The organism is Synechococcus sp. EJ6-Ellesmere, assembly GCF_024345875.1.
Taxonomy (GTDB): Bacteria; Cyanobacteriota; Cyanobacteriia; order PCC-6307; family Cyanobiaceae; genus Regnicoccus_A; species Regnicoccus_A antarcticus.
This window is the reverse complement of sequence record NZ_JAGQBY010000083.1, coordinates 1-14,172: the sequence shown is the minus strand read 5'-3', so window position 1 is coordinate 14,172 and position 14,172 is coordinate 1. Positions and strand designations below refer to the sequence as shown.

Below are 14,172 nucleotides of genomic sequence, written 5' to 3'. Positions count from 1 at the left end.
GTGCTCCGAACAGGGTCACAGACCGGCCCACCTCTTGCCACGACTGACGCTTGAAGAGCTGAGCCGTCAGCACCGGCTACGCCGGTGCTGCTCCTCCTGAATTACACCACTTGCTGGGACGCTGCTCTGGTCATAGATCGGTTTCATGGTCGTCGGTAAGGCCCCCTGGTGGATGGGTCAGACCGAGCGGACTTCTTTCCTGAAAGTGGGGGGTCGCCGCGTTGCTCCTGGCGGCGCCGAACCTTTTGCGAAACCTGCCAACAGCCGCGCTGGCAGGGGTGGTGATTGCTTCAGCGATCACCTTGATCGAGGTGGCTGATCTTTGGCGCATCTATCGGATGCAGCGCTGGGAGTTCTGGCTGTCGATGGTCTGCCTGGCTGGAGTCGCTGTCTTTGGCGCCATTCCTGGCATCGGGCTGGCGATCGTCATTGCCGTGATCGAGTTTCTCTGGGATGGCTGGCGTCCACACTCCGCTGTCCTGGGACGGGTCGATGGTGTCAAGGGCTATCACGACATCGGCCGTTACCCGGAGTCACGCCTGGTCCCTGGGCTGGTTTTGTTCCGGTGGGATGCGCCCTTGTTTTTCGCCAATGCCGAATTCTTCCGGGATCGGGTGATGACGGCCCTGGAGTCATCACCAACTCAGGTGAACTGGCTCGTCGTGGAGGCTGAGCCTGTCACCAGCATCGATGTCACCTCTGCAGACACTCTGGATGAACTGGATCACACCTTGGCGAAGGCCGGAATCATGCTCGGTTTCGCCGAGATGAAAGATCCCGTTAAAGACAAGCTCAAGCGCTTTGGGCTGTTCTCACAATTTGGAGAAGAACGGTTTTTTGCCACGGTTGGGGAGGCCGTCAGCTGTTATCTCAAAGCCCACTGCGTTGATTGGGTTGACTGGGAGGATCAAGCCAAAGCCAGCGCTGACGCTTCCTGCGACCAAGGGACATCCGATGGCGGCTTCAGGCCAGTCGGCGGTTGAGCAGGCCCGCCAGCAGCAGAGCGAGTGCTGTGGTGATCATCACGGTGAGGATCCCGGAGGGCTGCAGCGGGGCGAGACTGAGCAGCTGCTGCAATCCGGGAATGGCCAGCAGCAACAGCCAGAGCCCCAGGCCGATGCCGGCACCGGCGGCGGTGATGCGGCTGTGGGGATCGCCGTTCAGCCACACCAGCCCACCGCCGGCGAGCAGCAGCAGCGAGAACACCAGGCTGCGGTGGGTGGCGGCGTCGGCCTCGGGCCAGAAGACCAGCACCAGGGCGGCCACCATCACCACGGCGCCCTGGGTGAGCGAATGGCGCCAGGTGTCGGGCCCGAACAGGGGAGCCTCCGGCGGGCGGGGAGGCTGCCGCATCAGGCCCGGTGAGGCGGGAAGCGCCTCGAACACCACCGTGCAGGCCGGATCGATCACCAGGTGGAGCAGGGCGATGTGCACCGGCAGCAGGATCAGGGCCTGGCCAGGCAGTAGCAGGGGCACCAGGCCGAGCGCGGCGATCGGCAGGTGAATGGCGAGGGTGTAACCCAGTGCCCGGTGCAGGTTGGCGTCGACCCGCCGGCCCAGTTCCAGGGCGGCCACCAGATCGCTGAAGGTGTCGTCGAGCAGCACCAGATCGGCGGATTCCCGCGCCACGGCCGTGCCGCGCTTGCCCATCGCCACGCCGATGTCGGCGGCCTTGAGGGCCGGGGCGTCGTTGACGCCATCGCCGGTCATCGCCACCACCTCACCGGCGGCCTGCAGCGCACGCACCAGCTGCAGCTTCTGCTGGGGCATCACCCGGGCGAACACCGCCACCTCGCGGATGCTGACAGCCAGGTCCTGTGGCGTGAGGGCGTCCAGCTCCGGGCCGGAGAGCACCGGACCGGGCGGCAAGCCCGCCTGATCGGCGATCGAGCGGGCCGTCACGGGGCTGTCTCCCGTGATCATCACCACGCGAACGCCAGCGCCCCGCGCCGTGGCGATCGCCGCCGGCACATCCGAGCGCAGCGGGTCCGCCAGGGCCAGGAAGCCCACCGGCTCGAACAGGTAGCCGTGCACGTGGTCCGGCAGAGCGTCGCCACCTGCGGATGGCTGACCCTCGTGCACCGGCACGCCATCGAGCCCGCGCGCCACCGCCAGCACCCGCAGACCCCTGGCGGCGAGTTCATCGGCGGCGGCCAGCAGGGCGGTGGTCTGCCCGGCATCGAGGTGACAGAGATCGGCGATCGCCTCGGGAGCTCCCTTGGCGGCCAGCCGCAAGCCGCCGTCGCCGTCGTGCCAGAGGCGGGAGAACACCAGCAGATCGCTCTGCAGGGGGTATTCGCGCTCCAGGGGCCAGTCGGGATGGAGGTGTTCGGTGCCGCCGAGATGGTCGGCGGCCAGACGCTGGATCGCCAGTTCCATCGCATCCACCGGATCACCGCGGCTGGCGAGAACCGCCAGCTCGAGCAGCTGATGAACCGGTTCCTCCAGGGGCTCCCCCGCCTGCCAACCCTCCAGCTGCGGCCAGGTGAGCAGTTGCTGCACCCCCATGCGGTTCTCGGTGAGCGTGCCGGTCTTGTCGACGGCAAGCACCGTGGCGCTGCCGAGGCTCTCCACCGCCGCGGGCCAGCGGGCCAGCACCCCGATCCGGGCCAGGCGCAGGGCGCCGAGGGCCAGGAACAGGGCCAGCACCACGGGAATCTCGTTGGGCAGCACCGCCAGGGCCAGGGCCAGGGCGGCGAGCAGGGCCTGGGGCCAGTCGCCGCTGATCGCTCCCTGGATCACCGCCAGGGCCGCGCAGAGCCCCAGCGCCAGCACGGTGAGGCGCCCGGTGAGGCGACGGGTCTGGCGCTGCAGCCGGGTGGGTGGCGGCTGCACCGTGGCCAGGCTGCTGCCGAGCCGGCCCAGTTCGGTGGCCTCAGCCACGGCCACCACCTCGGCCCAGCCGCGGCCACTGGCCACCAGCGAACCCGCCAGGATCCGCTCCCCGGGCGTGGAGCGGGAGACCGGCAGCGATTCACCGGTGAGCAGGGACTCATCCAGCCACAGCCCCACCCCCTCGCTGAGGGCGGCATCGGCCGCCACCCGATCGCCTTCTTCCAGCCGTAGCAGATCGCCCACACGCACCTGCTCGGCCGGCAGGTCCAGCTCCTGGCCGTCGCGGCGCACGTGGGCGCGGGGCGCCGACAGGCGGGCCAGCTCGGCCAGGGCACGGTTGCTGCGCTGCTGCTGGACGGCATCGAGCAGGCTGATGCCCACCACGAACACCAGCAGGATGCCGCCATCGACCCATTCCCCGATCACGCCATAGATCAGGGCACAGGCCAGCAGCAGCAGGTTGGTGGGCTCCAGCCAGCTCATCTCGGCTCCGCTCGTGCCTTCCCTCTAGCGGGATCTGCCGGCCAGGGCGATCAATCCCTGCCCTTTCTGTCGATTCCGACCAAATCCAAGCTGGCGGCTCAGGAGGCGAAGTGGGTGATCGTGCGCAGACCAGCGAGCTTGCGCACGCGCCGCGCGTCGGCGGGGGCCAGGTCCAGCCGCACCTCCACCACACCGTCGCCGCGGGCCCCATCGGCAGGGCTCACCCGGCTCACCCGCGCCGAGAGGGTGCCGGGGAAGGCGCCACTGAGGCTGTTGATCCGGGCGGCCTGGCCCAGGTTGATGCGGGCGAGGTCGCTGTCGGCGACCTCGGCGACGGCCTCGAGCCGGTCACTGGTGCTCAGCTCTAGAATGCCCATCACGCCGGGCCGTTCCCCGACGCGGGCGTAGAGGCGCATCACCTTGCCGGCCACGGGGGCACGCAATTCGCTGTTCCCCAGATCGGCGTCGGTGCGGGTGATCGCCTGGCGGGTTTCGCTGACGCCGGCCTGCAGTTCGACCAGCTGCTGCTCGCGCTCCAGCAGATCGGCGCGGGCCAGCGCACCGGCCTGCACCAGCGGCCGGTAGCGGTCCACCTCGGCCTCAAGGCTGCCGGCCTGGCGGCTGAGGCTGGCATAGCGGCTCTGCAGCAGCCGACGCTCGGCATGGAGGGCAGGGCCGGTGTCGAACTGGGCCAGCAGCTGGCCGCGCTCAACGAATTCGCCCTCCTTCCCCAGCAGCTGGATCAGACGGGGGCTGTTGCCGGCGGCCGTGACCGGTCCGGCGAGCTTGAGGGTTTCCCCCGCCAGCTCCAACCGGCCGGGCCACGACAGCTCCTTGAACGGCCCGCTGGAGCGCAGCCCATAGGTGAGGCCACCGGCCATCACCATCAGCGCCAGAGCTCCAAAGCCAAGGGTCCACCCCTGCGGAGGTGGACCGCTGCGGCCGCCAATGGCGGTGAGGCGAGGGGCTTTGTTCCGGGGTCGGGGGTCAGGGGCTTGCACAACGCCTCCTTTCATGGGCACCGTAGCCGTGCCGTTCAGGGATGGGACCCGAGGATCCGCGCGGCGGCCACGAGGGTCATTTGCCTTCGTTCACGCCCCGGTTGATCACGCAGCCCGCCGTGGCCCCGATGGCCGCGCCCCCCAGCCTGTTCACGACACTGCCCCGGCTGAGCAGACCACCGGTGGCACCGCCGATCAGGACGCCGTTCCTGCAGCGATCACGGTTGGCTTCAGCCTGCTTCTTCGCGTCCTGCGCCTCAGCCGGCACCATCCACAGCAGGTGAGTTGCCAGCACGAGGGCACGGGCCAATCGACGCTTTACCGACATCCTTGGTGACCAGGGTTCAGGAGTGAGGCCGACGCTACCGAAGCTCTCCGTGGACACCACCCCACAGTTGTGACAGGGTGTGGCCGGCGATCACGAGGGCGCTCACCTTGCTGAGGATCCGGTGAGCAGAAGATCCTGCAGCGCCGATTTCTGCGCCAACCTGTCAAACAGGCTGGCCCCAAAACGCCAGACCGCCCCGCCCACCCCATCACCGGCAGCCATGTCGCCGGGATCGCTCGCTCGCCCTCGTGGCTTTCATGGCTGGCAACACCCCGGCAGCGGAACCGTCCGCTGGCCGGTGGCGGGTGGAAGGGGAGAAGAGGGCTTCACTCTTGCGCAGGGTGATGAACAGCAGGTCGGTGAGGGTGGGCTGGTGACAGAACACGCCTTCGCGCCGGCCGAGTTCAGGCTCGAACGCAGCCTCAACCGGCGTGACACTTGCAAGGTCGCCGCTGAAGGCAACAGGCTCGCCAGGATGATGACCCCAGCGTCAGGGCCATGCCCAGGCAGCTCAACACCCCGAGAGACCAGTGCCGACAACAGTGACGAAAGGAGTGACGACCACCACCTTCGCGGAGTTTGCACAACGGGCCGACTATTCGCTGATGGATTCACTTCATGCGGATCCTCAGGCCAGCGGCGATGGCCACGATCACCAGCCCCGCCAGGTGTTCTCCGGTCATTACGTGCCGGTGATGCCCACGGCGATTCCAACGCCGGAGCTGGTGGCGTACAGCAGAACCCTCTTCCAGGACCTAGGCCTGAGCGAGGCGCTGGCCCACGACGAGCAGTTCCGCCGTCTGTTTTCCGGCGACATCAGCGTGGCGCGGGAGCCGATGCGGCCGTTCGGCTGGGCGACTGGTTATGCCCTCTCGATCTACGGCAGCGAATACATCCAGCAGTGCCCGTTCGGCACCGGCAACGGCTACGGCGATGGCCGAGCTATTTCCGTGTTTGAAGGCGTCTTCAACGGCCGGCGTTGGGAGATGCAGCTGAAAGGCGGTGGCCCGACGCCCTACTGCCGGGGCGCCGATGGACGCGCCGTGCTCCGCTCCAGCGTGCGCGAGTTTCTGGCGCAGGAGTTCATGCACGCCCTGGGGGTGCCCACCTCACGCTCGCTCACGCTGTACATGTCGCGGGCCGAAAGGGTGCGCAGGCCCTGGTACTCGCCGAACTCCCGGTCGTTCGATCCCGACATCCTGGTGGACAACCCAGCGGCGATCACCACACGGGTGGCCCCCTCGTTTCTGCGGGTCGGCCAGCTGGAGCTGTTCGCCCGTCGCGCCCGCAGCGGTGCGCACCCGGATGCGCTGAACGAGCTGCGGATGATCGTGGCGCACCTGATCGAGCGGAACTATCAGCCGGAGATTGATCCGGGTTTGCCCTTCAGCGATCAGGTGGTGGAGCTGGCGGGATTGTTCCGCGGACGGCTCACCTCTCTTGTGGCGAACTGGATCCGCGTGGGCTACTGCCAGGGCAATTTCAACAGCGACAACTGCGCGGCGGGTGGCTACACCCTCGACTACGGACCCTTCGGATTCTGCGAACTGTTCGATCCCCGCTTTCAGCCCTGGACCGGAGGCGGCGAGCATTTCAGCTTCTTCAACCAACCGGTGGCGGCCGAGGCCAACTACCAGATGTTCTGGGCCTCCCTGCGGCTGCTGCTCGAGGGCAACACCGAGGCCCTGGCACGGCTGGATGCGATCCGCGACGGCTTCGCCGCAGCGATGCAGCAGGCGCTCGAGGCCATGTGGGCCAGGAAGCTCGGCCTGCCCACCTACGACGCCGCTCTGGTGGACGAGCTGCTGGAGCTGATGGTGCTCGCCAAGGCCGATTACACGATGGTCTTCCGCAAGCTGTCTGACATTCCAGAGCAACTCGCAACCTTGAAGGAGAGCTTCTATCTCCCCAGTTCTGAGCAGCTCGATGCGCAGTGGACGCACTGGCTGCAACGCTGGCGGGATCGCCTCGCAGCTGCCGGCGAACTCAACGCGACATCCGCAGCGATGAAACGGACCAATCCCAAATACACCTGGCGTGAGTGGCTGGTCGCACCGGCTTATGAACAGGCTGCGCAAGGGGATACCAGCCTGATCCAGGACCTGCAGGAGGTGTTCAGCCATCCCTACGACGAGCAATCAGCGGAGGTGGAGGCGACGTACGACCGCCTGAAGCCCAGGGAATTCTTCAACGCCGGGGGGGTGTCGCACTACAGCTGTTCGTCGTGAGCTGATCACGCTCAGTCCTGCGGAGTGGCGCCGTGCCGATCAGCCGGCAGCGACTACCCGTTCCGCAGGCTCCAGATCAGACCCTGGAGGACGTAGGCCCCCCCGGCCACCAGCAGAACCAGGGCACTGAGACGGGTGAGCGTGGCGCCATGGTGCAGCAGCCTCCGGGAGGCACCCATCAGGCCGGCCCAGAGGCTGGTGGCCGTGATCAGGGCGGTGTACCCCAGGGCGTAGCTCACCATCGTGATCACGGACAACACACCGGAGCCGGTGGCGGCAGCGGCGGCCAGCACCGAGAACAGCACCGGACTGGCGCAGGGAGAGCTGACCAGGGCGAAACCGATGCCCACCAGAAACGGCCCACCGGACGGGGGCAGTTCGGGCATGCGGGGCAGGCGCAGCGGCAGCCAGCCCCCCAGATGGAGGCCCATGGCCAGGATGACCAGCCCCACGGCCAGATGCACCGGGCCGCGGTGGTCCACCACCACGGCCGAGGCGAACGAGGCGACGAGGCCGTAGAGGCTCAGCACCGTGACGGTGCCGGCCACGAAGCCTCCCACCCGCACCACGGCCTGCCGCCGGCTGAGCGGACCGAGGGTGCCGATGAAGCCGAGGTTGAGGGGCAGCATCGCCAGCACGCAGGGCGACACGCTGGCCAGCAGCCCGCCGGCGAACGCTGCCAGCGGAACCACGGTGGGGGAGGGGCTCCGGGCCTCGAACCATTCGGCGTAGGCCTGGGACGCGGACAGGATCGCCTGATCCAGCCGGGCGCCGAGCTGCGGCAGCCCATGCAGAGCCAGCCCCGCCGCCAGGGCCGTCAGGGCCAGCAGCACCAGAGCCGCCGCCCCTCTGCGGCGCAGGGGGGAGCGGATCATCGCCGGATCATCGCCTGAACCTTGTTGATCGCCGCGGTGTAGGCCGCTGCATCGGTGCTGGCCCGGAAGGTCTTCGCCGTGGTGCCTGTGGCCGGGTCGATCACCGCCACCAGGGAGGTCTGGCTGCGGTTGGCTTCCAGGAACTCGCCGAGTCCGAGCGCCCGGGCCCGTTCACGGGAGGCCTTCAAGGTGGCGGCATCGGACACGTCCAAGGTTACGAAGGTGGCCTTGCCGGCCTTGCTCTGCTGCAGAGAGCGGAGGGTCGGGGCGATGGTGCGGCAGGCGGGACACCAGCTGGCGTAGATGTCGACCACTACGGGTCTGCCCTGCAGGGAGGGGGCGAGGGCCCCCGTCTGTTTCTGAGCCACCCAGCCTGCGGCAGCCGGGATCCGGGGTGGGGCGCCGACAGAGACCGAGTCAGGCAGGCCGAAGGGCTGAGAGCTGCCGACGGTGAGCAGCAGGGCGGCAAGGGACAGGGACATCGCGGCGGAGTCGTCGTTCGCCTGATCTACCGGCGAACCTTCCCGGCGGATTGACGGCCCCAGGGCCAGGTCACGTCACCAGCAGCCGGTCGGTCTGGCTGGGTTCGTGCTGCGTGAAGAGGCACGGCAAGACCCGCCAGGATTGGGCAACCTGAAGCCAGCTGGACGAATCCCGGTGCCTCTTCGCTCGGCCACAGAGTTTCCGGTCACGCCCGATGCGGAGGCACTTCAGACGACGTACCAGGAATGCCGCGCAGCCCTCGTCTCGGCCAACCGCTCACGAGGGATCCTCAAGGCGCAGAGCGACCGGCGGGGGGTGGTGATTGCCGAGCTTCAGCGCGAACTGGTGGAGCTGGAGGCGGATCTGGCCGACGAGGCGCGGGCCAAGGCCCGGCTTCATGCCCTGAACGCCAAGCTCGGCACGGTGATCCGTGAACTGGAGGAAACGGGCGACGCGATGGTGGGGCTCATTGACGAGAGCGAGCGCCAGAGCGGCTTCTGGCTCGTGGAGATGTTCCGCCGCTTGATCGAGCAGGCCAAGCGCTGGCGCACGGTGAAAGCCAGGGCCGCGGCGTTGGCTTCAGAAGCAGATGCGGTGCGGACTCCATCCAATCAACTCGGCGAGCGGCCATGAGCGCGGGGCCGTCGATCGCCGATCTTCTGGAGCAGACCAACCGGGACCTGGCGGGCACCGATGCCCGGGTGTACCGGCGGGTGAGCGCGCATCTCCAGCGGACTGGAACTGCTCTGCAGTCCCTGCAGGATCCCGAGTCAGCAGGAGCTCAGGCCACGAAAGCCCTGCTGGGGAAGGGCAGTTTCCTGAAGCAGTCTGTGGCGAGCCTGAAGCGGCTTTGCAAGGAACACGGGATCAAGGGCTGCTCGAAGCTGCAGAAGGCTTCTCTGGCCAAGGTTCTGGAGCACCATGGCGTCACCCCGCCCCCGCCTCCCCTGGAGAGTTTCACGAAGAAGGAACTGGTCGCTCTTGTGAAGCAATTGCTTGGCGATGGTTGAGGGGGGCGGCAGGCAACGGTTGAACAGGCCCTTCGCCGCCGATCCGAATAGCTCGAGCCGATCCAGCCCGCCGGGATCGGCTGCTGCAGCCACCAGCGATTCCCATCGGCCGCTCGCCCTGGTGGCTCTGATAGTCGGCAAATCCCAGGCACAGGAACGGCAGCGTCACACCACCCCGTTTGTTCTCCTCTCGTACTTAGCCGAAGGCTTCCGCGAAGCAGGGGGTGGCGAACACCTCGGCGCGGATGGCGGCCGCTGCCGCAGAGCTGGGCCATCAGGATCGAGAGCCAAGGGGCGTAGCAGCTGAACCACCCGTCAGCACAACCGTTGCGGCCGGTCCAGGGGCAGCTGCCCCTGGTCAACCCATTGTGAGCGGACAGTGTCGCTGCAAAGCACCAGAAGATCCCTTTAGGATGCCATCAGACAACTTCTGATGGATTTCTCGAAGCCAATGGCCCAAGCCAGCGCCATCGTGCGTCATCCGCCTGCGGCCCTGGAGCAGAGCCTGGAGCGCCTGGGTCGGAACATCCGCACGGCCCGGTTGCGGCGCCGCTGGCGCCTGGAGGATGTGGCCGAGCGCATGGGGGTGACGCGCTACACGGTGGCCGATGTGGAGAAGGGCAAGGCCGGCACCTCCGTGGCTGCCTACCTCGGGGCCCTCTGGGCTCTCGGGCTGCTTGATCAGGTCGCCGAGCTGGCTGATCCGGATCGGGATGAGGAGGGCAAGGCCCTGGAGGGTGCCCGCAGCCCGAAACAGGCCCCCCGCTGGCGCCGGCTGGATGACGACTTCTGAGCATGGCTGCTGACCAGGCGTGTTTTGTCTATGTGGTGCTGCCTGGCGACACCCAGTTCGTCACGGCCGGTCGGTTTGAGCTTCAGGAGGATCGCCAGGGCCGCAGGGTGGGCGCCTTCGTCTACGGCCGTCGCTATCGGGAGCGGCCTGAGGCCGTCGAACTCGACCCGGTGGAGCTGAAGCTGGGGACACGCCCGTTTCAGACCGGCCGTATGGGGGGCTTCTTCGGGGCGCTTCGTGATGCGCTGCCGGATTTCTGGGGCCGGCAGGTGATCGCCCGCCACGGCGGATTGGGCGAGCCCAGCGATTTCGATCTGCTGCTGTTGGGGCCGGATGATCGCGCTGGCGCGCTCGGCTTTGGCCGCAACGTCGAACCTCCGGCACCGCAGCGACGCTTCAACCGCACGCTCGATCTGGAACGCATCCAGCAGGCGGCGAATGCGATCCTCACGGATCAACCTCACCGAGCAGGCTCCGTCCACGATCAGGCGGATGAGCTGCTGCAGGGGGGCGGCACCTCCATGGGTGGAGCCCGGCCGAAAACCACCGTGGAGCATGACGGTGCCCTCTGGCTCGCCAAGTTCCCTGCACCCAGCGACAAATGGAACCAGCCGAAGGTGGAGCACGCGCTGCTGCTGCTGGCACGGCAGTGCGGGCTGCAGGTGGCGGAAAGCCGGCTCACTCGGGTGGGGGAGGCAGATGTGCTGCTGGTGAAGCGCTTCGATCGTGAATGGAGTGGGGATGGTTATCGGCGCCACAGGATGGTGAGCGCCCTCACATTGCTGCGGGCCGAAGACAGCGCCACCGATCGCGAGAAGTGGTCGTATCGCTTGCTGGCCGATGAACTCCGGCGCGCCAGCGACCTGCCCGCCGAGGATCTGCGCGAACTCTTCAGCCGCATCTGCTTCAACGCGGCGGTGTCCAATCTCGATGACCACCCGCGCAACCATGCCCTGCTGGCCCGCTCCACGAGCTGGCGGCTGAGCCCCGCCTACGACCTCACGCCCGGAACCATGCGCACCGAGACCCGGCGCGATCTGGCCATGGTCTGCGGTTTGGAGGGCGGCCTACCCAGCCGTTGGGCCCACCGGGGCACGATCGTGGCTGGGGCCGCATGGTTCCTCCTGGAGCGGGAGGAGGCGGAAGCGATCGCGACGAGGGTGTTCACCACCGTGGCGGTGGAGTGGGAGCGCACCCTGCGCAGCGTTGGCGTCAGTCAGGCCGACTGCGAGATCGTTCGGGGGGCATTTCTGTATGCGGGGCTGAATCTCGATGCTCACACCGCCACCGCCAGCTCCGGATAGAAGGCACCCGGAATCGCCCGCTGCAGCCGCCAGCGGATCGCCATCGGCCGCTCGCCCACTGCTGCGCAGAAGCCTTCGGCTACGTGGCTCACATACTCGGCAAAGCCCAGGCACAGAAACGGCAGCGTCACACCACACCGTTTGTTCTCCTCTCGCACGAACAGCAGCACCCGGCTGCCGCGTGAGCGGTGGTGGATGTAGCGCTGCCCGTGGCGGAGCTTTCACGGGTGAGGCTCTGGCTCTCCCAGTGGAACTGATGCGGGGAGATGGCGTAGTCGTTGTAGCGGGTGGTGGGGGAGAAGAGGCGCTCGGATTTCTTGAGGGTGATGAAGAAGACGTCGCAACGGGTGGCTTCATCAAAGAACACCCCTTCCCGGCCGGGGAAGGTGCGGGCGTCGTTCAGCAAGCCGAAGGCGGCGAACACCTCGGCGCGGGAGTAGCGGCCGTGCAGGCCAAGGGGCACCGGGGGCGCTGGTTCGCCAGCGGCCAGGAACGGCCAGGTGAGGGGTGCCACCAGGTGGTCAGTGCGCTCCAGCAACAGCTCGCACAGCTCCACCAGCTCGGAGCGGAGGTCGGCGGCGGCCCAGAGCTGGGCCATCAGAATGTGCCAGAGGCGTTCGCTGCCTGGATCGAAGCCGGGGGCATCGAGGTGGAGCAGGCCGTCATCGACGAGCTGGAGAGGATGCTGGACGTGCTGGCCTCGGTGAAGGCACGCCACAATGAAGTCATGGCTATCGGACTCACCTCACAGCAACGCCAGCCAATCACCAAAGCCTGCCGCCGCCATCGTGTGGCGCGCCTGCATGCTTTCGGATCTGTCGTGGGCTCCGACTACCAACCTGGCGTGAGCGATATCGACCTGCTGGTGGAATTCGAGCCCTGCGATGCAGGAGCTCTCTACAAGGCGTACTTCAGCCTGCTCAATGAGCTTCGCCTGCAACTCCCAGCCCAGGTTGACCTGGTGATGGCAGACGCGGTTCGCAATCCCTATATCAAGGCTTCGATCGAGGCTGACAAGCAGATGCTCTATACAGCGTGATCCATCTGCCTATCTCAATGACATCATTGAGGCAGCCGCCGCTATCGAGGAAGCCACCGTCGGCCTCAATAGCGAGACCTATGGTCAAAGCCGCCTGATTCGCTCCGCAGTGGAGCGGGAATTCATCATCATTGGAGAAGCGCTCAAGGTGATCTCCCGGAGGTCGCCAGCCCTGTTCGCTTCCATTCCGGAGGGCAGGCAGATCATCGACTTTCGCAATCTTCTCACGCATGAATATCTGAATGTGAGTGATCGCCTTGTCTGGGGTGCCATTCAGGTCGATCTGCCCAGCCTCAAGGACCATTGCCGTGCCTTGCTGCAGGAGCTCAACCCGAGCTGAGGATGGAGACTGGCCAGGGGCGGAAGCTTCCTGGGTTTTGCTCTGACTCTCCCAGTGGAACTCCAGCGGGGAGATGGCGTAATCATTGTAGCGGGTGGTGGGGGAGAAGAGGCGCTCGGACTTCTTGAGGGTGATGAAGAAGACGTCGCACTGGGTGGCCCGATCAAACAACACCCCTGACTGGCCGGTGGCCTGCTGGGTATCGGTGATCAGCCCGAAGGCGGCGTAGATCTCGGCGCGGCTGTAGCGGGCGTGAAGGGCCAGGGGCACGGGCTGCTCCCAGTCCATGGGAGGGGCGAGGTGGTCGGTGCGCTCCAACAGGAGGGTGAACAGTTCGTGCAGCTCGTCGAGAAAGGCTGGACAGGCCCAGAGACGGTCGAGTGCGTCTTGCAGGGCAAGGCGATCCGGCGACGTTCCCCAGAGCTGGAGCAGCAGCATGCGCCAACGCCGGCGGTCCGTTTCGCTCAGGCTCTGCACCACAGGCGGCTGCCTGTGGGCGAGACCCTGCAGGAGGAAGGAGAGGCGGTCGGTGTCGTCCAGGTGGAGCAAACGCCCAACGCCACGCCCCAGCCGCTGTTCATCCGCCGTGGGCTCCCCCGAGGCCGCCCCGGCCACCCACCCCAGCTCCCGCTGCAGCAGCGCCCACGACCCCGCCACCCGGTAGAACTCCCCCAGCTCCATGCCGAGCCCGTCGAGCAGGGCCGCCAGGGAACAGCGGTCGAGGCGGCGGGCTTCGGCGAGCAGCTGGGGCCGGCGGCTGGGCAGCGACTCGCGCAGGTTCGCCAGCACCCGCTCGCTGGAGACGCGATCGAGCTGGAGGCTGCAGCCGGCCGGCAGGAAGGGAAAGCCCGCTTCGATCTGCTGTTTCAGCTGGTCGCGGCTGCCGCCGAGCAGGGCGCGGTAGCGCAGGTCGAAACGGAAGTTGCGGTGGGCCTGGCCGATGAAGTCCAAGACCGTGAGGCAACTTTTTGACGGGTGCAGGCGCAGCCCGCGGCCGAGCTGTTGCAGGAACACCAGGTGGCTCTCGGTGGGGCGCAGGAACAGCACCGTGTCGATCTCGGGGATGTCGAGGCCTTCGTTGAACAGATCCACAGCGAACAGGATCTGCAGCTCGCCGGCGCGCAGGCGGCGGATCTGCTCGGCGCGCTCGTCGCGGGGGCTGGAGGCATCGAGGGCGGCGGCACGCAGACCGGCGGCCACGAACTTGCGGGCCATCCAGTGGGCGTGCTCCACGCTCACGCAGAAGCCCAGGGCCCGCATCGAGTCCAGATGGGTGATCATGGCGCCGAGTTCGCGCAGGATCAGGCGCAGGCGGGCGTCGTCGGCGGTGTAGAGGTTGGAGAGGGCCTCGGTGGCGTAGCCGTTGCGGCGCCATTCGATCTGGGAGAGATCGGTGCCGTCGTGGAGTCCGAAGTAGGGCCTCCTGAAAAAGCTATTGCTCGGGCCAGCCTCT

Annotated in this window: 15 protein-coding genes and 2 pseudogenes; 8 read left to right on the top strand and 9 right to left on the bottom strand. The window is 67.3% G+C overall.

Translation table 11 applies throughout. The features are described 5' to 3' along the window. Positions 1 to 221: 221 nt before the first annotated feature. The gene (locus tag KBY78_RS10240; protein WP_255143511.1) at positions 222 to 983 is read left to right on the top strand and encodes a SulP family inorganic anion transporter; all 762 of its coding nucleotides are present in this window, start codon (positions 222 to 224) and stop codon (positions 981 to 983) included. On the opposite strand, the gene KBY78_RS10235 is transcribed toward KBY78_RS10240, so the two are convergent. From KBY78_RS10235 to KBY78_RS16385, 4 genes and pseudogenes are all read right to left on the bottom strand, one after another. Beyond that, positions 964 to 3,318 (bottom strand): HAD-IC family P-type ATPase, encoded by a 2,355-nt coding sequence (locus KBY78_RS10235; RefSeq protein WP_255143510.1) that lies wholly within the window; start codon positions 3,316 to 3,318, stop codon positions 964 to 966. The genes KBY78_RS10240 and KBY78_RS10235 overlap by 20 nt on opposite strands. Before the next feature lie 98 nt (positions 3,319 to 3,416). Further along, positions 3,417 to 4,334, bottom strand: a complete 918-nt coding sequence (locus KBY78_RS10230; RefSeq protein ID WP_255143509.1) for an HlyD family efflux transporter periplasmic adaptor subunit — start codon at positions 4,332 to 4,334, stop codon at positions 3,417 to 3,419. Between the two features lie 61 nt (positions 4,335 to 4,395). Beyond that, positions 4,396 to 4,629 (bottom strand): hypothetical protein, encoded by a 234-nt coding sequence (locus tag KBY78_RS10225; protein WP_006173036.1) that lies wholly within the window; start codon positions 4,627 to 4,629, stop codon positions 4,396 to 4,398. 215 nt (positions 4,630 to 4,844) lie between these two features. Then, positions 4,845 to 5,041: pseudogene (locus KBY78_RS16385) on the bottom strand (hypothetical protein); the annotation flags it as partial. A gap of 211 nt (positions 5,042 to 5,252) precedes the next feature. Here KBY78_RS16385 and KBY78_RS10220 point away from each other — a divergent pair. Further along, a complete protein-coding gene (locus KBY78_RS10220; protein WP_255143512.1) occupies positions 5,253 to 6,875 on the top strand; it encodes a YdiU family protein in 1,623 nt (540 codons plus the stop codon). A gap of 53 nt (positions 6,876 to 6,928) precedes the next feature. Here the strand turns inward: KBY78_RS10220 and KBY78_RS10215 are convergent, their stop codons facing one another. Next, a complete protein-coding gene (locus tag KBY78_RS10215) occupies positions 6,929 to 7,750 on the bottom strand; it encodes a cytochrome c biogenesis CcdA family protein (protein WP_255143508.1) in 822 nt (273 codons plus the stop codon). After that, positions 7,747 to 8,232, bottom strand: coding sequence for a thioredoxin family protein (locus KBY78_RS10210; protein ID WP_255143507.1), 486 nt, complete (start codon positions 8,230 to 8,232; stop codon positions 7,747 to 7,749). The genes KBY78_RS10215 and KBY78_RS10210 overlap by 4 nt, the downstream gene beginning before the upstream one ends. A 175-nt stretch (positions 8,233 to 8,407) precedes the next feature. Between KBY78_RS10210 and KBY78_RS10205 the strand changes: the two genes are divergently transcribed. The 4 genes from KBY78_RS10205 to KBY78_RS10190 all read left to right on the top strand — a co-directional run bounded on the left by KBY78_RS10205 (position 8,408) and on the right by KBY78_RS10190 (position 11,340). Beyond that, complete coding sequence (locus KBY78_RS10205; protein ID WP_255143506.1) at positions 8,408 to 8,866, top strand: hypothetical protein; 459 nt, start codon at positions 8,408 to 8,410, stop codon at positions 8,864 to 8,866. Then, positions 8,863 to 9,243, top strand: a complete 381-nt coding sequence (locus tag KBY78_RS10200) for a hypothetical protein (protein WP_255143505.1) — start codon at positions 8,863 to 8,865, stop codon at positions 9,241 to 9,243. Before KBY78_RS10205 ends, KBY78_RS10200 begins: the two co-directional genes overlap by 4 nt. A gap of 451 nt (positions 9,244 to 9,694) precedes the next feature. Next, on the top strand, positions 9,695 to 10,036 hold the full coding sequence (locus tag KBY78_RS10195; RefSeq protein ID WP_071934319.1) for a helix-turn-helix domain-containing protein: 342 nt from the start codon (positions 9,695 to 9,697) through the stop codon (positions 10,034 to 10,036). Positions 10,037 to 10,038: 2 nt separating this feature from the next. Then, positions 10,039 to 11,340 (top strand): type II toxin-antitoxin system HipA family toxin, encoded by a 1,302-nt coding sequence (locus KBY78_RS10190; protein WP_255143504.1) that lies wholly within the window; start codon positions 10,039 to 10,041, stop codon positions 11,338 to 11,340. Here KBY78_RS10190 and KBY78_RS16380 read toward each other — a convergent pair. Then, positions 11,313 to 11,471 (bottom strand): hypothetical protein, encoded by a 159-nt coding sequence (locus KBY78_RS16380; protein ID WP_399215684.1) that lies wholly within the window; start codon positions 11,469 to 11,471, stop codon positions 11,313 to 11,315. The genes KBY78_RS10190 and KBY78_RS16380 overlap by 28 nt on opposite strands. Beyond that, entirely contained in the window at positions 11,468 to 11,938 is a 471-nt protein-coding gene (locus KBY78_RS10185; protein WP_399215682.1) for a DUF3427 domain-containing protein, read from the bottom strand. The genes KBY78_RS16380 and KBY78_RS10185 overlap by 4 nt, the downstream gene beginning before the upstream one ends. A 51-nt stretch (positions 11,939 to 11,989) precedes the next feature. Here KBY78_RS10185 and KBY78_RS10180 point away from each other — a divergent pair, with 51 nt between their 5' ends. Further along, positions 11,990 to 12,379: a nucleotidyltransferase family protein gene (locus KBY78_RS10180; protein WP_255143503.1), complete on the top strand. Its 390-nt coding sequence runs from the start codon at positions 11,990 to 11,992 to the stop codon at positions 12,377 to 12,379. After that, positions 12,324 to 12,719, top strand: coding sequence for a DUF86 domain-containing protein (locus tag KBY78_RS16375; protein ID WP_399215689.1), 396 nt, complete (start codon positions 12,324 to 12,326; stop codon positions 12,717 to 12,719). The genes KBY78_RS10180 and KBY78_RS16375 overlap by 56 nt, the downstream gene beginning before the upstream one ends. A gap of 69 nt (positions 12,720 to 12,788) precedes the next feature. Here KBY78_RS16375 and KBY78_RS16370 read toward each other — a convergent pair. Beyond that, a pseudogene (locus KBY78_RS16370) lies at positions 12,789 to 13,979 on the bottom strand (DUF3427 domain-containing protein); the annotation flags it as partial. Between the last annotated feature and the right edge of the window lie 193 nt (positions 13,980 to 14,172).